General features: G+C 72.4%; 18 protein-coding genes. 9 read left to right on the top strand and 9 right to left on the bottom strand.

Features of this window, described 5'->3' with window-relative positions; all coding sequences use genetic code 11:
- Positions 1–40: 40 nt before the first annotated feature.
- Both AC5L3C_RS16020 and AC5L3C_RS16015 read right to left on the bottom strand, forming a co-directional pair.
- Complete coding sequence (locus tag AC5L3C_RS16020) at positions 41–889, bottom strand: DUF3558 family protein (protein ID WP_493649576.1); 849 nt, start codon at positions 887–889, stop codon at positions 41–43.
- Between the two features lie 118 nt (positions 890–1007).
- Positions 1008–1811 carry a DUF3558 domain-containing protein gene (locus tag AC5L3C_RS16015; protein ID WP_493649575.1) on the bottom strand — a complete coding sequence of 268 codons (804 nt, stop codon included), beginning with the start codon at positions 1809–1811 and terminating at the stop codon, positions 1008–1010.
- Positions 1812–2027: 216 nt separating this feature from the next.
- Here AC5L3C_RS16015 and AC5L3C_RS16010 point away from each other — a divergent pair, with 216 nt between their 5' ends.
- Positions 2028–3221 (top strand): RtcB family protein, encoded by a 1194-nt coding sequence (locus AC5L3C_RS16010; protein WP_493649574.1) that lies wholly within the window; start codon positions 2028–2030, stop codon positions 3219–3221.
- Positions 3222–3227: 6 nt separating this feature from the next.
- On the opposite strand, the gene AC5L3C_RS16005 is transcribed toward AC5L3C_RS16010, so the two are convergent.
- The 3 genes from AC5L3C_RS16005 to AC5L3C_RS15995 all read right to left on the bottom strand — a co-directional run bounded on the left by AC5L3C_RS16005 (position 3228) and on the right by AC5L3C_RS15995 (position 4608).
- The gene (locus AC5L3C_RS16005; RefSeq protein ID WP_493649573.1) at positions 3228–3368 is read right to left on the bottom strand and encodes a hypothetical protein; all 141 of its coding nucleotides are present in this window, start codon (positions 3366–3368) and stop codon (positions 3228–3230) included.
- The gene (locus tag AC5L3C_RS16000; RefSeq protein WP_493649572.1) at positions 3368–4144 is read right to left on the bottom strand and encodes an SDR family NAD(P)-dependent oxidoreductase; all 777 of its coding nucleotides are present in this window, start codon (positions 4142–4144) and stop codon (positions 3368–3370) included. Before AC5L3C_RS16000 ends, AC5L3C_RS16005 begins: the two co-directional genes overlap by 1 nt.
- 128 nt (positions 4145–4272) lie before the next feature.
- On the bottom strand, positions 4273–4608 hold the full coding sequence (locus AC5L3C_RS15995; RefSeq protein ID WP_125504915.1) for a YnfA family protein: 336 nt from the start codon (positions 4606–4608) through the stop codon (positions 4273–4275).
- Between the two features lie 122 nt (positions 4609–4730).
- Between AC5L3C_RS15995 and AC5L3C_RS15990 the strand changes: the two genes are divergently transcribed.
- Positions 4731–5204, top strand: a complete 474-nt coding sequence (locus AC5L3C_RS15990) for a MarR family winged helix-turn-helix transcriptional regulator (RefSeq protein ID WP_493649571.1) — start codon at positions 4731–4733, stop codon at positions 5202–5204.
- 4 nt (positions 5205–5208) lie between these two features.
- Here AC5L3C_RS15990 and AC5L3C_RS15985 read toward each other — a convergent pair whose 3' ends face one another.
- The gene (locus AC5L3C_RS15985) at positions 5209–5619 is read right to left on the bottom strand and encodes a winged helix-turn-helix transcriptional regulator (protein WP_493649570.1); all 411 of its coding nucleotides are present in this window, start codon (positions 5617–5619) and stop codon (positions 5209–5211) included.
- A 126-nt stretch (positions 5620–5745) separates the two neighbouring features.
- Between AC5L3C_RS15985 and AC5L3C_RS15980 the strand changes: the two genes are divergently transcribed.
- The 5 genes from AC5L3C_RS15980 (at position 5746) to AC5L3C_RS15960 (ending at position 10715) form a co-directional block, all read left to right on the top strand.
- Positions 5746–6636 (top strand): NADP-dependent oxidoreductase, encoded by an 891-nt coding sequence (locus AC5L3C_RS15980; RefSeq protein WP_493649569.1) that lies wholly within the window; start codon positions 5746–5748, stop codon positions 6634–6636.
- Between the two features lie 101 nt (positions 6637–6737).
- The gene (locus tag AC5L3C_RS15975) at positions 6738–7868 is read left to right on the top strand and encodes an LLM class flavin-dependent oxidoreductase (RefSeq protein WP_493649568.1); all 1131 of its coding nucleotides are present in this window, start codon (positions 6738–6740) and stop codon (positions 7866–7868) included.
- A complete protein-coding gene (locus tag AC5L3C_RS15970) occupies positions 7865–8491 on the top strand; it encodes an FMN reductase (RefSeq protein WP_493649567.1) in 627 nt (208 codons plus the stop codon). Before AC5L3C_RS15975 ends, AC5L3C_RS15970 begins: the two co-directional genes overlap by 4 nt.
- Positions 8492–8564: 73 nt before the next feature.
- Positions 8565–9284 (top strand): response regulator transcription factor, encoded by a 720-nt coding sequence (locus AC5L3C_RS15965; protein ID WP_493649566.1) that lies wholly within the window; start codon positions 8565–8567, stop codon positions 9282–9284.
- On the top strand, positions 9285–10715 hold the full coding sequence (locus tag AC5L3C_RS15960; RefSeq protein ID WP_493649565.1) for a sensor histidine kinase: 1431 nt from the start codon (positions 9285–9287) through the stop codon (positions 10713–10715).
- Positions 10716–11129: 414 nt separating this feature from the next.
- Here AC5L3C_RS15960 and AC5L3C_RS15955 read toward each other — a convergent pair whose 3' ends face one another.
- Together AC5L3C_RS15955 and AC5L3C_RS15950 are read right to left on the bottom strand one after the other, a co-directional pair.
- On the bottom strand, positions 11130–11480 hold the full coding sequence (locus tag AC5L3C_RS15955) for a hypothetical protein (RefSeq protein ID WP_493649564.1): 351 nt from the start codon (positions 11478–11480) through the stop codon (positions 11130–11132).
- Complete coding sequence (locus AC5L3C_RS15950) at positions 11477–11959, bottom strand: DUF6232 family protein (RefSeq protein WP_493649563.1); 483 nt, start codon at positions 11957–11959, stop codon at positions 11477–11479. Before AC5L3C_RS15950 ends, AC5L3C_RS15955 begins: the two co-directional genes overlap by 4 nt.
- A 375-nt stretch (positions 11960–12334) precedes the next feature.
- Here AC5L3C_RS15950 and AC5L3C_RS15945 point away from each other — a divergent pair, with 375 nt between their 5' ends.
- Entirely contained in the window at positions 12335–13042 is a 708-nt protein-coding gene (locus AC5L3C_RS15945) for an AAA family ATPase (RefSeq protein ID WP_493649562.1), read from the top strand.
- A gap of 114 nt (positions 13043–13156) precedes the next feature.
- Positions 13157–15298 (top strand): sigma-70 family RNA polymerase sigma factor, encoded by a 2142-nt coding sequence (locus AC5L3C_RS15940; protein ID WP_493649561.1) that lies wholly within the window; start codon positions 13157–13159, stop codon positions 15296–15298.
- Here AC5L3C_RS15940 and AC5L3C_RS15935 read toward each other — a convergent pair.
- The gene (locus AC5L3C_RS15935) at positions 15292–15915 is read right to left on the bottom strand and encodes a VOC family protein (RefSeq protein ID WP_493649560.1); all 624 of its coding nucleotides are present in this window, start codon (positions 15913–15915) and stop codon (positions 15292–15294) included. The two genes, AC5L3C_RS15940 and AC5L3C_RS15935, sit on opposite strands and share 7 nt — an antisense overlap.
- Positions 15916–15936: the final 21 nt, after the last annotated feature.

The raw sequence follows: 15936 nt of genomic DNA, 5'->3' as shown, positions 1-15936 counted from the left end.
TGTGTGCGGGGAACGGGTGGCCGGTTCCGATTCAGAGGGCTCAGCCCTTGTCGGAGGCGGGCTTCGAGTCCGACGGCGACGGCTTGGACGACGCCTTGCCCGACGCGGACTGCGACGGCGAACTGTCCGCCGAGCCCGTTCCGTTGGCCTTCGTCACCGAGGCCACCGCCTCCTTGGCGGCCTTCTGCGCGTCCTTCAGCAGATCGCCGGCGTCCGGCGTCTTGTCACCGGCCAGCCCGGCGCCGTTGTAGTCGAGCGTGACGACCACGTTCTCCACCCGGGCCACGACCGTCTGCTGCTTGAAGGTGCCTTCCTTCTTCTTCAGGTCGTAGCGCACGGCCGTCGCCTCGTCGCCGGTCCCGGTGACCGGCTCGGCCTTGGTGCCCTTCGCGCCCTCGGTCCCCTGGGCGTCGCGCACCTGCTTGTCGTAGTACTCCTTGGCCAGCTTGTCGCCCGCGCCCCGGGTGGTGTCCGAGTCGAAGCGCAGCAGCGACACATTCAGCCAGCGGAACTGCGAGCCCTTCACACCGTTGTTGTCCAGGCTGCTCCAGGAACAGCTGGCGCGCGTGGAGACGTCGTCCGAGCTGCCCTCCTTGCCCGACTTCGCCTTCGGTGCCAGATCGTCCAGGGTCTTCTTCGACAGCACCGAGCAGGCCTCGGGCAGCTTCTTGTACGCCGCCGCCTGGACCGTCGGGGACGGGCTCGCGGACGTCGAGGCGGAGGCGCCGGCACCCTTGTCCTTGCCGTCGTCGGAGCCGGAGTCCGAGGAGCAGCCGGCGGCGATCAGCATCGCCGGGACAACGGCCGCGCCGACAAGAACGCGGGTAAGGCGCTTGGCTCGCTCGGGCTGCTCTCGCTCTGCTCGTCGCTGCATGGTTCCTTCACTCATGACGCTCGTGTTCCCTGCGGTCGGATCGGGTCCGAGGGGTCACGGTACGCGGTGAGCCGGTCGCGCGGCCCTGCTTCGCGGGCTTCGTCAGGAGGGGCGAGGAGGGCGCGAAGGGCGCTCAGCCGCCCAGGGAATCGGCCAACTCGGAGGCCAGTTCCCGTGCCCTGTCCTGCAATTCCTTGCTGTCCGGCACGATGCCGACGGTCATCGGCTGCTCCGCGTACTCGACGGTCACGATCACGTTGGACGTGCGGAACGCCACAGTCACCGTGCGCTGCTGAGCGGTCGAACCGGAGCTGCCCAGCTCGTCGTCGAGGAACGCCTCGTCGCCCAGGTCCTCCAGCAGCCGGGGCCGGAGATCGGAGGGGGTGGCGGACGGCGAGCCGGTGGGCGATCCGGAGGAAGGGGACGAACTCGCCTTCTTAGCGGGCTCGGTGGAGGGGGCGCCGGGCTCCGTGGTGGTCGCGGCGGGTTCCGGCAGCTTCGCGTACTGCTGCCGGGCGGCGAAGAGTTCCTGCGCCTTGGCGTCGTCGCTGACGGCGTTGTCGTAGGAGACGACCCGTTCCAGGTCGATCAGCAGGTGGTCGGTGGCCTGCGCCGACTCCACCTTCCAGCGGCAGCCCACCTTGCGGTCGGTGTCGTAGGTGAGGGTCGCCTCGCCCGCGTACGCCTTCTCGCGCCGCTCCTCGTCGCGCATCTCGCCGATGCCGGGCAGGAGTTCGTCGAGCGTCGACTCCTCGACCGCGCCGCAGGGCTCCGGGAGCGTCGCGTACCTGCCGGGCTGGGCCTCCTGGGTCGCCGCACCGGCGCTGCCGGGGTTGGAGTCGTCCGACCGGCCGCCGCTGTCCGAGCTGCCGGTGCAGCCGGCCAGGACGGCCGCCAGGAGCGCGGCGACGCCGGTTACGTACGCCTTCCGCTGCACGGTCGGGCTCCTCTCGACGGTGGGTGCGGGGACGGTGCCCGCCGGTCCTCCCAGTGTCCCCGCTGGTTAATCGGTTGCCGCAGGGGGGCGGTCTCCCCGGACAATGTGTACCGCACGCACTGCCGTGGACGCCGGTCCGTCATCCCTTTTCGTCGACCTTGGCGCCGGTTTTGCGATTCAAGGCTTTTGTCGGTTTTTCGGGGGAATGGGGTCGTCATGTCGTACGTGGAAGTGCCGGGCGCGAAGGTTCCGATCCGCATGTGGACGGACCCGGCGACGGTGGAGGAGGGCGCGCTCCAGCAGCTGCGGAACGTGGCCACCCTGCCGTGGATCAAGGGTCTGGCCGTGATGCCGGACGTGCACTACGGCAAGGGTGCGACGGTCGGCTCGGTGATCGCGATGCGCGGTGCGGTGTGCCCGGCCGCGGTGGGCGTCGACATCGGCTGCGGCATGTCGGCGGTGAAGACCTCCCTGACGGCGAACGACCTGCCGGGCGACCTGTCCCGTCTCCGCTCGAAGATCGAGCAGGCGATCCCGGTCGGCCGGGGCATGCATGGCGACCCGGTCGACCCCGGCCGGCTGCACGGCTTCGCGACGGGCGGCTGGGACGGCTTCTGGGGCCGGTTCGGCGGGGTGGCGGACGCGGTGAAGTTCCGTGAGGAGCGGGCCACCAAGCAGATGGGAACGCTGGGCGGAGGAAACCACTTCGTTGAAGTATGTACCGATATGTCCGGTTCGGTCTGGCTGATGCTGCACTCCGGGTCCCGGAACATCGGCAAGGAGCTGGCCGAGCACCACATCGGCATCGCGCAGAAGCTCCCGCACAACCAGAACCTGGTCGACCGCGACCTCGCCGTCTTCATCGCGGACACCCCGCAGATGGCGGCGTACCGCAACGACCTGTTCTGGGCGCAGGAGTACGCGAAGTACAACCGCTCGATCATGATGGCGCTCCTGAAGGACGTGGTCCGCAAGGAGTTCAAGAAGGCGAAGCCGGTCTTCGAGCCGGAGATCAGCGCGCACCACAACTACGTGGCCGAGGAGCGCTACGACGGCATGGACCTGCTCGTGACCCGCAAGGGCGCGATCCGCGCGGGTTCCGGCGAGTACGGCATCATCCCGGGCTCCATGGGCACAGGGTCGTACATCGTCAAGGGCCTCGGCAACGCCAAGTCCTTCAACTCGGCGTCGCACGGCGCCGGCCGGCGGATGAGCCGCAACGCGGCGAAGCGGCGCTTCTCCACGAAGGACCTCGAGGAGCAGACGCGGGGCGTGGAGTGCCGCAAGGACTCCGGCGTCGTGGACGAGATCCCGGGCGCGTACAAGCCGATCGAGCAGGTCATCGACCAGCAGCGGGACCTCGTGGAGGTCGTCGCCAAGCTGAAGCAGGTCGTCTGCGTGAAGGGCTGACGCGGGCTACTTCGCGTGGGTGACCGCGTAGATCATGACGAAGGCGACGATGTGGATGCCGAAGAGGAAGTAGCCGAGGTAGTACCAGACGTAGCGCTCACGCTTCTTCTCCAGGGCCAGTCGGCGCTGTTCGAGGTCGTCGGTCATCAGGACTCCCGGTGCACCTTGGTGTTGGAGGCCTGGGCCCGCGGGCGGACCACCAACAGGTCGATGTTGACGTGCGGCGGGCGGGTCACCGCCCAGGTGATGGTGTCGGCGACGTCGTCGGCGGTGAGGGGCTCGGCGACACCCTGGTAGACCTTGGCGGCCTTCTCCGCGTCGCCGCCGAAGCGGGTGAGTGCGAACTCCTCGGTCCTGACCATGCCGGGCGCGATCTCGATGACGCGCACCGGGCGGCCGACGATCTCCAGGCGCAGGGTCTCGGCGAGGGCGTGGGCGCCGTGCTTGGCGGCGACGTAGCCCGCGCCGCCCTCGTAGGTGGCGTGGCCGGCGGTGGAGGAGACGACCACCACCGTGCCGTCGCCGCTCGCGTCCAGCTTGGGGAGCAGGGCCTGGGTGAGGTTGAGGGTGCCGAGGACGTTGGTCTCGTACATGGTGCGCCACTGCTCCGGGTCGCCGGTGGCGACCGGGTCGGCGCCGAGCGCGCCGCCGGCGTTGTTGACGAGGACGCCTATGGTCCTGAAGGCCGTCGCGAACTCGTCGACGGCCGCGCGGTCGGTGACGTCGAGGGGGTAGGCCGTGGCCGCGTGGCCCGCGGCGTTGATCTCCTCGGCGAGCGCCTCGATACGGTCCTTGCGGCGGGCGGTGAGCACCACGCGGTACCCGGCCTCCGCGAGCCGGCGGGCCGTGGCGGCGCCGATGCCGCTGCTCGCGCCCGTGACGACGGCGATGCGGGACGCGGCGGGCGGTACGGCGGTGGCCATGGGGACTGCTCCTCGGCGGTCGGGCGTCATCGGACATCATCGGGCGGACCGGGCGCATCCGGGCGCGGCGCGGGGGCCGGCCGTGCCCGGCCAGGATAAGCGGCGCCGTCCGGGCGGTGGCGGGGGCGTCAGCCGTTGCGCGGGGCGTACATGATCACGGCCATCCCGGCCAGGCAGACCAGGGCGCCGGTGATGTCCCAGCGGTCCGGGCGGTAGCCGTCGGCGACCACGCCCCACAGGATCGAGCCTGCGACGAAGATGCCGCCGTACGCCGCCAGGACCCGGCCGAAGTGGGCGTCGGGCTGGAAGGTGGCGACGAAGCCGTAGGCGCCGAGCGCGAGCACGCCGCCGGCCGCCCACATCCAGCCGCGGTGCTCGCGTACGCCCTGCCAGACCAGCCAGGCGCCGCCGATCTCCAGGAGCGCGGCGAGGACGAACAGGGCGGCGGAGCGCAGGATCAGCATGCCCGCAGCTTCGCACGCGTGCCCCGGCCGCCCGCTGTCACCTGTTGGAGGGCGCCTGCCGCGGCCCGCACCGGGGATACATGCGGTACGGCGAAGGGCTCGACGGGACTGGGAGGTGCGGGATGCCGGGGAGCGCGCGGCCGCGGCTGATGGCGGAGCTGGCCGTGGTGTCCCGGCGCCACATGGCGTCGTACGCCCTGTTCAACCAGGCCCTCGCCGATCGTCTGGGGCTGCACCCCACCGATCTGCAGTGTCTGAACCTGCTGACGCTGGAGGGCGGCCCGGTGACCACCGGACGGATCGCGGAGCTGACGGGGCTGACGACCGGCTCGGCGACGCGGCTGGTGGACCGGCTGGAGCGGGCGGGTTATGTGACGCGGGAGCGGGACGCGGGGGACCGGCGCCTGGTGCTGGTGGCGCCGGTGCCGGAGAAGGCGGCGGAGTTCGGGCGGACGTGGGAGCGGTTCGGCAGCGGCTGGGTGACGCTCTTCGAGGACCTGGACGACGCCGAACTCGCGCTGTTCGTCGACCACATGCGGCGCACGACCGCCTTCGGCACCGAGCAGGCGGCCCGGCTGCGGTCGGGGGACGTCTAGGACCCTAGTCCTTCCGGGCCGGTTCGGCGTCGTAGCGCTCGCGGGCCGCGTGCACCTCGTCGAAGTGGTTCTCGGCCCAGTCCTTCACGGCGCTCAGCAGCGTGCTGAGGCTGGAGCCGAGCGGGGTGAGCGCGTAGTCGACGCGGACCGGGACGGACGGGGTCACCGTGCGGGTGAGGATGCCGTCGCGTTCCAGGGCGCGCAGGGTCTGGGTGAGCATCTTGGGGCTGACGCCGGCGATCCTGCGGCCGAGGTCGCTGTAGCGCATGGGGCCGTCGGCGAGCGCGCTGACCACCAGGGAGACCCACTTGTCGCTGATGCGGTCCAGGAGCTGGTTGGTGGGGCAGTTCCGGATGAACGCGTCGTACGCGACGCGGGCCTGTTCGCGCCGCTGGGCCGCCGTCATGGTCGGCATGGCTCACCTCCGGGAGACAAACGCACTTCCAGGTAACTACTTACTTATTGATAGTAGCTCTCCCTAGGGTTGTGCTCGGCCGCGGAGAAACCGCGGCGAAGAGTGACATTGAGGGAGTTTTCAGCCATGCGTGCTGCAGTCGTGACGTCGTTCGGCGGGCCCGAGGCCGTGCGGATCGACGACGTGGAGATGCCCGAGCCGGGGGCCGGCGAGGTGCGGATCAGGGTCGCGGCGACGACGCTGAACCCGGTCGACGCGATGATGAGGCAGGGCGTCTTCGGCGAGGCCGGCCAGGTGACCGGGCTCGGCTGGGATGTCGCCGGGACGGTCGACGCGACCGGGCCGGCGACCGCGTGGAGCGCCGGCGACGAGGTGATCGCGCTCGACCACGGCCTGGTGAAGCCGCTGGGCGCGCACGCCGAGTACGTCGTCGTACCGGCGGAGGCGGTGGCGCGGGCGCCGCGGACGGCCGACGCGGTGCACGCGTCGACGCTGCCGCTGAACGCGCTGACCGCCGTGCAGGCCCTGGATCTGCTGACGCTGTCCGAGGGTGCGTCGCTGCTGGTGACCGGCGCCGCGGGCGCGGTCGGCGGATACGCCGTCCAGCTCGCCGCGCACCGGGGGGTCACCGTCACCGGTCTGGCCCGGGAGGACGACGAGGAGCTCGTGCGTTCGCTCGGTGCCGCGCACTTCACGGGCGGCGCCGTGGACGCGGGGAGCTTCGACGCGGTGCTGGACGCGGCGGTGCTCGGTGAAAGGGCGGTCGCGTGGGTGCGGGACGGGGGTGCCTACGCGGGCGTGATGCCGGGCGCGGAGCCGGCGGCCGGGCGCGGGGTGCGGGTGGCCGCGGTGGAGGCGTCCGCCGACGGCGGCCGGCTGGCCGAGCTGGTGCGGCTGGTGGACGAGGGGGTGCTGACGCTGCGGGTCGAGCAGACGTATCCGCTGGCCGACGCGGTGAAGGCGCATGCGCGGCTGGCGGAGGGCGGCGTGCGGGGGCGGCTGGCGCTGGTGCCGTAGGCGGCCGGCCGGCGGGGTACCCGTGGCGGGGGAATAGGCGGGGTGGGGGAGTCGTTCCCGGGGTATAGTTGAACCGTCAACAAACCGGAGGATGAGCCGCCATGCAGTTCGGGATCTTCAGCGTCGGGGACGTCACCCCCGACCCGACCACGGGGCGCACGCCGACCGAACGCGAGCGGATCAAGGCCATGGTCGCCATCGCGCTGAAGGCCGAAGAGGCGGGCCTGGACGTCTTCGCCACCGGCGAGCACCACAACCCGCCGTTCGTGCCGTCCTCCCCCACCACCATGCTCGGCTACGTCGCGGCCCGCACCGAGCGGCTGATCCTCTCCACCGCGACCACCCTGATCACCACCAACGACCCGGTGAAGATCGCGGAGGACTTCGCGATGCTCCAGCACCTGGCCGACGGCCGGGTGGACCTGATGATGGGCCGCGGCAACACCGGACCGGTGTATCCGTGGTTCGGAAAGGACATCCGCCAGGGCATCAACCTCGCCGTCGAGAACTACGCCCTGCTGCACCGGCTCTGGCGCGAGGACGTCGTCGACTGGGAGGGCCGGTTCCGCACCCCGCTCCAGGGCTTCACCGCCACGCCCCGCCCGCTGGACGGCGTACCGCCGTTCGTCTGGCACGGCTCCATCCGCTCGCCGGAGATCGCCGAGCAGGCCGCCTACTACGGCGACGGCTTCTTCCACAACAACATCTTCTGGCCGGCCGACCACACCAAGCGCATGGTCGAGCTGTACCGGGCCCGCTACGCCCACTACGGGCACGGCACGCCCGAGCAGGCGATCGTCGGCCTGGGCGGTCAGGTGTTCATGCGGAAGAACTCCCAGGACGCGGTGCGCGAGTTCCGCCCCTACTTCGACGTCGCGCCGGTCTACGGGCACGGGCCCTCGCTGGAGGAGTTCACCGAGCAGACCCCGCTGACCGTGGGCTCCCCGCAGCAGGTGATCGACAAGACGCTGTCGTTCCGCGACTACGCCGGTGACTACCAGCGCCAGCTGTTCCTGCTGGACCACGCGGGGCTGCCGCTGAAGACCGTGCTGGAACAGATCGACCTGCTCGGCGAGGAGGTCGTGCCGGTGCTGCGCGAGGAGTTCGCCAGGAACCGTCCGGCCGGCGTGCCGGACGCCCCCACCCACGGATCGCTGCTGGCCGCCGCCGGGAAGAGGGACGGCGGGCAGAAGGACGCGCAGGACAGCAAGCGGGAAGGAGCGCGCGCATGAGGCTCGTCGTCGTATCGGCCGGACTGAGCGTGCCCTCGTCCACGCGGCTGCTCGCCGACCGGCTGGCCGCGGTGGCCGCCCCGGCCGCGACCGCCCCGGAGCCCGCTCCCGCGGACGTCCGGGTGATCGAGCTGCGCGACCTCGCCGTCGAGATCGCGCACACCTTCACCAACGGCTTTGCCGGCCGGGCGCTGTCCGAGGCGTTCGAGGCGGTGTCCGGGGCGGACGGGCTGATCGTGGTCACCCCGGTGTTCTCCGGGTCGTACAGCGGACTGTTCAAGTCGTTCTTCGACGCGCTGGGCGTCACCGACCCCGACGCCCTCGCCGGGAAGCCGGTGCTGATCGCCGCGGCCGGCGGCACGGCGCGCCACTCGCTGGTGCTGGACCACGCCCTGCGCCCGCTCTTCTCCTACCTCCGGGCGGTCGTCGTCCCCACCGGCGTCTACGCCGCCTCCGAGGACTGGGGCGCCGAGGGCCTGGACGAGCGCGTCGAGCGGGCGGGGAAGGAACTGGCGGCGCTGATGGCGGGGCAGTCCACCGCCCGCCCGCTGCCACGGCGGGACACCTTCGAGGAGGTCACCCCCTTCGAGGAGCGCCTGGCGGCGCTGCGGCCCGCCGGGTGAGATACGGGTAAGAAGCGTGGCCCGGAACCCCCGGCGGATCCGGGGCGGGCCGCCGGGTTGGCACACTGGGCGGGTGCCGCACACCGTTCTGCTCGCCGAAGACGACCGTGCCATCCGCAACGCGCTGGAGCGCGCGCTGACCCTGGAGGGCTACCGCGTCACGGCCGTCGCCGACGGGGTCGAGGCCCTCGCACAGGCCCACCGCAGCCGGCCCGACGTGCTGGTCCTCGACGTGATGATGCCCGGCATCGACGGCCTCCAGGTGTGCCGGGTGCTGCGCGCCGAGGGCGACCGCACACCGGTGCTGATGCTGACCGCGCTGGTGGAGACCGCCGACCGGATCGCCGGACTGGACGCGGGCGCCGACGACTACGTCGTCAAGCCGTTCGACGTCGAGGAGGTCTTCGCCCGGCTGCGCGCCCTGCTGCGCCGGGCCGCGCCCGTCACCCCGGCGCCGGAGCCCGGGCCCGTGGAGCAGCCGGAACCCTCCGGACGGCTGCTCGAGGCGGCCGGGCTGCGCATGGACCCCCAGGCGCGCCGGGCCTGGCGCGGCGGCCGGGAGCTGGAGCTGACCCGCACCGAGTTCGAACTCCTCGAGCTGCTGATCCGCAACGCGGGCGTCGTCCTGGAGCACTCCACGATCTACGACCGCATCTGGGGCTACGACTTCGGCCCCGGCTCCAAGAACCTCGCCGTCTACGTCGGCTATCTGCGCCGCAAGCTCGACGAGCCCGGCGCACCGCCGCTGATCCACACGGTGCGCGGGGTGGGTTACGTGCTGCGGGAGGGCTGAGTGGCCGCGGACCCCGCGCCAGGCACGCCGGTCCCGCGCCGGCGGCTACGGCTGCTGTCGCTGGGGACCACGTTCGCGCTGGCGTTCGCCGCGGTCACCGCCACGGTCACTGTGCTGGTCGGCATCCTGTCCTACAACGCGGCGGCCCGGCTGGTGCGGGTGGACCAGCAGTCGGTCTTCGACGAGGTCGTCCAGGACCTGCGCGGCGAGGTCCGGCAGAACCGGATGACCCCGCACGACTTCTCCTCCGCCGCGCCCGGCCACGACCTGGTGCGGCCCGCCCGGACCGATGTGCAGGTGCTCGGGCCGGACGGCAGCGTCTTCGACCCGGGTGACCCCGGGCTGCCGGTGGTCGGCCCCGACCGCCGGATCGCCGGTGCGCGGACGGCGGGGCGGGTGGTCGTGCACGCGGACGTCGACGTCGGCGACGACGTCTACCGGGTCGCGACCGTCTCGCTGGGCGGCGGCCGGGGCGCGGTGCAGGTCGCGCAGGAGTTCAGCAACACCGAGGACCTGCTGCGGGCCCTCCAGCGGCGCACGCTGATCCTGATGGCGGCGGTGGTGGTCGGGGCCGGGCTGTTCGGCTGGTGGCTGGCCCGCCGCATCACCCGCCGGCTGGTCGTCCTCACCCACACCGCCGAGGCCGTCGCCCGCACCCGGCGGCTCGGCATCGCGGTGCCCGTCGCGGGCAACGACGAGGTGGGGCGGCTCGGCCGCGCCTTCGACCGCATGCTGGGCCGGCTCGCCCAGTCCGAGGAGGACCAGCGCCGGCTGGTCCAGGACGCCGGGCACGAGCTGCGTACGCCGCTCACCTCGCTGCGCACCAACATCTCGCTGCTGCGCCGCATCGACGAGCTGCCGCCCGGCAGCCGGGAGGAACTCGTCGCCGACCTCACCCAGGAGGCCCGCGAACTCACCGACCTCGTCAACGAACTGGTCGACCTCGCCGCCGGGCAGTACGACACGGAACCGCCGCAGCGGGTCGACCTCGCGGACATCGCCGAGGACGTGGCGGGGCCGGCGCGGCGGCGCACGGGCCGGGAGATCCTCGTCACCGCGAGCGGCGACACCACGACGGACGGGCGGCCGGGGATGCTGACCCGGGCGGTGTCCAACCTGGTGGAGAACGCGGTGAAGTTCGACCGGGACGGGAGTGGGCCGGTGGAGATCCGGGTCGCGGGGCCGGCGCGGCCGGGGGTGGTGCGGGTGGAGGTGCGGGACCGGGGGCCGGGGATCGCGGAGGACGATCTGACGCGGGTGTTCGACCGGTTCTACCGGGCGGCGGACGCGCGGTCCCTGCCGGGGTCGGGGCTGGGGTTGTCCATCGTGCGGGAGGTGGCGTTGGCGCACGGGGGTGCGCCGTATGCCTTCCGGCGGGAGGGTGGGGGGACGGTTACGGGGTTCACGGTGGAGGGGGTGCGGGGACGATAGGTGGTCCGGGGACGATAGGTGGTGCGGGGACGGTAGGTGGTGCGGGGCAAGGCACTGGGGGAGGCACGACTGCCCGCAGCCGCGGAGACGTGAGGCGGGGGTTCTGCGTGCAGGTGTGCGGGCGGAAGGCTGGGGGTTCCGGCGAGCCGGCGGAGGTACTGGCACACAGCCGGGGCTGACTCGGTGGCCCGCACCAGTGTTGGTGCCCTCGCACACCTGCGGTTGCTGCCGTGCCGCTCTTGGGGCTGGTCAGCCTGGTTGAACGGCCGGTGGCGTAGTCGGAGACCCGGTCGAGGTGGCGTTCACGGCGCGGGAGACAGGCCGCGACGCCGTGTGGAGGCTCAACACACGTACCGCGAGGTACATGGGCTCGCCGCACTGCTCTCCCGCCGTTCCGGTCAGTGAGGGGCTGTGTCAGCCGAGGAGGGCGAGCAGGCGGGCCATCGCGTCCGTCACGGGTCTGCCGATCTCGCCCGCGGTTGCCGCGATCTGGGCGACGGAGGCCAGGACAAGGCCGCGTTCGCGCAAAGCGGTGCGGTCGGGGGCGAGTTCGGGGAGTGCGTCGTCCACGGTCCGGGCCTGGTCCGGTGTGAGCTGCGGGCGCAGGTCGTTGAGGAAGCGGGTGAGGTCGGCCACGGCGGCCTGGAGTTCGGCATCCTGAGCGGTGCCGTCGTTGTGGACGACCGTGCCGTGGTTGATGCCGACGACCTTCTCGCCGCCGTTCACGTGGACGACGTCTCCGTAGTAGTTCGATGTGTCGCTCATAGTTTGATCCCCGTGTTTCCCTTGCCGCCGTTCATGTGGACGACCGAACCGAAGTTGTTCGTGGTGTTGTGCTGCTCGAGCAAGGTGGAGAACTCGTATTCCGGGTGGTCCATCGCGTACACGAGCTGGCCGGCGACCGCCCGCAGTTCCTCTATGTCCGACCGGGTCAGAACCAGCCGTGAGCCGCTGTTCAGCTCGACGACCAGCACCGGCTTGCGCGACGAGAGCAGGACGCCGCAGACGACGGCCAGAGTGATCAGGAGGAGCAGGCGAAGGGCTGAACCGGTGTCCTCGCCGTTTCCGTCCGTGGGGCCGATGCGGTCGGTGATCAGGAGGGCGAGGAGCGTCAGCACCAGGAAGTAGCCGGCCGCCCTCCCCCAGGCGGGTTTCAGCCTGAACACGTCGACCCAGCTGATGTTGCGCACCGGAGCCGCCGCAGACCCCACCCACAGGATGTGGCGCTCGACCCGCAGTTCCACCTGCTTTCCCCTTCGGGGAGGCGACGGCACCGGGAGTATCCGGGGTGGTGACTGCGGTGGGCGGGGCGGGGGGTCGGGAGGGGGGACGCCGGTGTTTCTCGGGTCGGCCAAGAGGTCCCCCCGTTCCTTCGTCGCAGACAACCGCGCGGTGCGTGGCTCGGGAGCATCATTAAGCCTGCGCGGGGGCGTGGGACGGCAGACGAGATACGGCCAAAATCCCTCCGTCGCGCCTGCGCCGCACCCGCCACCCTGTACGGAACCACTCCGGCCCGCCCGTCCTGCCGCACGACGACGAACGGCCCTGGCGCCGCATGTCTCCTGCCCTGAAGCCGCACCTCCCCGGGAAATCCCCGGCGCCGTGGGAGACTCGGCCCCGTGATCATCGAACGCGCGTACGCACACCGGGGCTCCGGCGAGGAGGACGAGTGGCCCTGGTCCGTGCCCTGTGTACGCGAACTGCTCGCCGGCGGGATGCGGTTCACCGCCCCGGTGACCTTCGTCGTCGGGGAGAACGGCTCGGGCAAGTCCACCCTGGTCGAGGCGCTGGCCGAGGGCTTCGGACTGGACTCCTGGGGCGGCTCCCACGAGTGGCGCCACGCGAGCCACCGCGCCAAGTCCGTCCTCGGCGAGCACATCCGCTTCGACGCGGCCCCCCGCGGCCGCCGGATGCTCGCCGACTGGTCCGCCCGGCAGGGCTTCTTCCTGCGCGCCGAGACGGCCCTCGACGCCCTCGGCCGGGAGGGCCTCGACCCCGGCGCGCGCAGCCACGGTGAGGGCTTCCTCGCGGCGTTCCGGGACAAGTTCCTGCGCCCGGGGCTGTACGTCCTCGACGAGCCGGAAGCCGCCCTGTCCTTCTCCTCCTGCCTCGGACTGATCGGTCATATCGACCAGTTGGCCCGTGCCGGGGCCCAGGTGATGTGCGCCACACACTCACCCCTGCTGACCGCGCTCCCCGGCGCCGACATCGTCGAGGTCGGTGACCACGGCATGCGCCGCACGACCTGGCAGGACCTGGATCTCGTCGACCACTGGCGCCGGTATCTCGCCGACCCGGGGGCGTATCTGCGGCACGTGCTGGAATGACGCCCGCGCGAATCCGTTTCCCGGTTTTGCGTTATCCGGACCGCGGCTGCGGCTCTCCTGTGAGGAAAGGGCCGGGACAGCAGGGTCCAGGACCGAGAAGGAGCGTGGACGAGCGTGGCAGCGAGCAGCGGACCCGGCAGGGAGACGGTCGAGGCGGCACAGCGTGGCGACACGCACGCCCAGGACGAACTCGTCGCCGCCTACCTCCCGTTGGTCTACAACATCGTGGGCCGGGCCCTGAACGGGCACCCCGACGTCGACGACGTGGTGCAGGAGACCATGCTCCGCGCCCTCGCCGCGCTGGGCTCCCTCGACGACCCCGCCGGCTTCCGCTCCTGGCTGGTCGCCATCACCATGAACCAGCTCCGCCGCCACTGGCGCGATCACCGTACGGCCCCCGCCAGCGCGGCCCTGCACGACGCGTACGACGTCGCCGACCCGGGCGCCGACTTCGTCGACCTGACGATCGTGCGGCTCGGCCTCGAGGGCCAGCGGCGCGAGGCCGCGGAGGCCACCCGCTGGCTGGACCCCGACGACCAGGTGCTGCTGTCCCTGTGGTGGCTGGAGGCGGCCGGCGAGCTGACGCGGGCGGAGGTCGCGGCCGCGCTGGAGCTGTCGCCGCAGCACACGGCGGTGCGCGTGCAGCGGATGAAGGCGCAGCTGGAGACGGCCCGGCTGGTGGTACGGGCCCTGGCCGCCCGGCCGCGCTGTGTCCTCCTGGACGACGTGGTCGCCTCCTGGGACACCGTCCCCTCCGCCCTGTGGCGCAAGCGCATCGCCCGCCACGCCCGGGACTGCACGGTCTGCTCGGGCTTCGAGTCGGGCCTGGTCCCGGCGGAGGGCCTGCTGGTCGGCCTGGGCCTGGTCCCCGTCGGCGCGAGCCTCCTCGCGGCCTCCGCCCTGCTCACCGCCTTCGGCACGGGGACGGCCGACGCGGCACCGGTCGCCGGGCCGGGGGCCGGACCCGGGGCCGGTCCGGACGCGCTGGGCCCGGTGCCCGGCACGGGCGACCCGGGGATGCCGTTCGCGGGGCCGATGGGGCCCGGGGGCGGGCCGGGGGAGGTGCCGACGGGCACGGGCACGGGCACGGGCGGGGCGTGGGGCGAGCCGGGTGCGTGGACGGACCCGGGCGGCGCGGGACATGGCGTCGGCTCCGGCGACGGAGGGTGGGCCGAGCACGGCGGTGGGCCGGCTCAGTACGGGGATGTGTGGCCGGCACAGGGCGATGTGGTGGCCGGCCCCGGCGAGGGGCGGGCGGGGCACAGCAGCGGTGCGCAGGCGGGGCCCGGCGGTGTGGTTGGGCACCGTGGTGTTGCGGACGGTGGCGGTGTGCCGCACCGGCCGGGCGGTGACGGCGCGGCGGGCCCCGGCGGTGTGCCGGGTGGCCGGGACTCGGCGTACGGGGACGACGCCGTGCCGGAGTCCGCGTACTCCCGGACCGCGGAATCCGCCGCCGGTGACGAAGCGGGCCCGGTGGTGGGCCACCGTACGGAGCTCCGGGCGCGGAGCCGGGAGCGCAGGCGGCGCGGCCGGACCGTCGCGGCAGTCGCGGCGGCGCTGCTGGTCACCGGCGGCACGATATCCGGGATAGCCATCCTGACCCCCGACGGCGAACGGGACCGTCCCCAGGCGGCGTCCGAGCGCGGCGCGCGCTCCGTGGAGCCCGGCGCCACGACGTCCGAACCCTCCGCCGCGGCGTCCTCCGCGTCCCCTTCCTCTTCCTCCTCCCCCTCGTCCTCACCGTCGCCCAGCGCGTCCCGCAAGCCGAGCGCCTCGGACACCCCCACAGCGCAGAAGTCCGAGGGGAAGTCCGCACCCACCCGTACGTCCGCGCCCGCGAAGCCGCCGGCCCAGTCGACGCCGGACAAGCCGGCCGCGCCCCCGGCCGGGGGCCCCGCCGCGCAGGTCCTGAGCCTCACCAACACGGAGCGGGCCAAGGCGGGCTGTGATCCCGTCGAGGCCGACGACCGGCTGGCCAGGGCCGCCCAGCTGCACAGCGAGGACATGTCCGCCAACAACTACTTCTCGCACACCGGCCAGAACGGCAGCAGCTTCGTGGACCGCGCCAAGGCGCAGGGCCACCCGAGCCCCGGCGCCGAGAACATAGCCCAGGGCCAGAGCTCCGCCGAGAGCGTCATGGACGCCTGGATGAACTCCGAGGGCCACCGCGCGAACATCCTCAATTGCTCGCTCAAGTCCCTCGGCGTCGGCGTCACCACCGACGACTGGACCTGGACCCAGGTGTTCGGCTACTGACCGGAGGCCTCCCAGACGAAGCCGTCGGGGTCGGTGAAGGAGCCGAGCGGGCTGTGGACGACGAGCCGGTGCGAGCCGGTGCCGTCGGCGGGGACACCCGCCACCTTCGCGAGGGCGCGGCGCTTGTACAGCGACAGCTTGACCGTGTCCGGGCCGGTGGCGAACTCGACGTACTTGCCGCTGAAGCTCTTGCCCACGGTGAGGCCCCGCTCGACGTAGAACTGCTTGGTGGCCTTGACGTCCTCGACGCCCAGCAGCAGGACGATCTCGTCGACGTCCCGGGTGACCGGGCCGGTGTCCTTCTTCGACGAGGTGGCGAGCTGCCAGACGGTGCCGTCGGGTGCCCGGACCACGCCGCCGTAGCCCCACAGCGACTTCTCGGCGGGCTTCAGGGAGGTGGCGCCGGCGTCGAGGGCGGCGCGGTGCAGCGCGTCGACGTTGCCCGGCTGGGAGACCACCAGCGAGAGGGTGAAGCCGCGGAAGCCGCTCGTCGGCTCCTCCGAGCCGCGCACCCGTACCCGTGACCGCGACGGGTCCAGTCCGAAGGCGTCGGAGTAGAAGCGTGCGGCGGCCTCGGGGTCGGCCACGTCCAGGGTCACGGAGTCGATGGAGTTCATGCCTCCGACGGTAGGGGCGGC

Source organism: Streptomyces speibonae (assembly GCF_984686075.1).
This window is presented reverse-complemented; position numbering and strand designations above follow the sequence as displayed.

Coding starts and splice junctions, on each gene's coding strand:
- AC5L3C_RS16020 (WP_493649576.1), bottom strand. CDS start 889: ATGAGTGAAGGAACCATGCAGCGACGAGCAGAGCGAGAGCAGCCCGAG.
- AC5L3C_RS16010 (WP_493649574.1), top strand. CDS start 2,028: ATGTCGTACGTGGAAGTGCCGGGCGCGAAGGTTCCGATCCGCATGTGG.
- AC5L3C_RS16005 (WP_493649573.1), bottom strand. CDS start 3,368: ATGACCGACGACCTCGAACAGCGCCGACTGGCCCTGGAGAAGAAGCGT.
- AC5L3C_RS16000 (WP_493649572.1), bottom strand. CDS start 4,144: ATGGCCACCGCCGTACCGCCCGCCGCGTCCCGCATCGCCGTCGTCACG.
- AC5L3C_RS15995 (WP_125504915.1), bottom strand. CDS start 4,608: ATGCTGATCCTGCGCTCCGCCGCCCTGTTCGTCCTCGCCGCGCTCCTG.
- AC5L3C_RS15990 (WP_493649571.1), top strand. CDS start 4,731: ATGCCGGGGAGCGCGCGGCCGCGGCTGATGGCGGAGCTGGCCGTGGTG.
- AC5L3C_RS15985 (WP_493649570.1), bottom strand. CDS start 5,619: ATGCCGACCATGACGGCGGCCCAGCGGCGCGAACAGGCCCGCGTCGCG.
- AC5L3C_RS15980 (WP_493649569.1), top strand. CDS start 5,746: ATGCGTGCTGCAGTCGTGACGTCGTTCGGCGGGCCCGAGGCCGTGCGG.
- AC5L3C_RS15975 (WP_493649568.1), top strand. CDS start 6,738: ATGCAGTTCGGGATCTTCAGCGTCGGGGACGTCACCCCCGACCCGACC.
- AC5L3C_RS15970 (WP_493649567.1), top strand. CDS start 7,865: ATGAGGCTCGTCGTCGTATCGGCCGGACTGAGCGTGCCCTCGTCCACG.
- AC5L3C_RS15955 (WP_493649564.1), bottom strand. CDS start 11,480: ATGAGCGACACATCGAACTACTACGGAGACGTCGTCCACGTGAACGGC.
- AC5L3C_RS15935 (WP_493649560.1), bottom strand. CDS start 15,915: ATGAACTCCATCGACTCCGTGACCCTGGACGTGGCCGACCCCGAGGCC.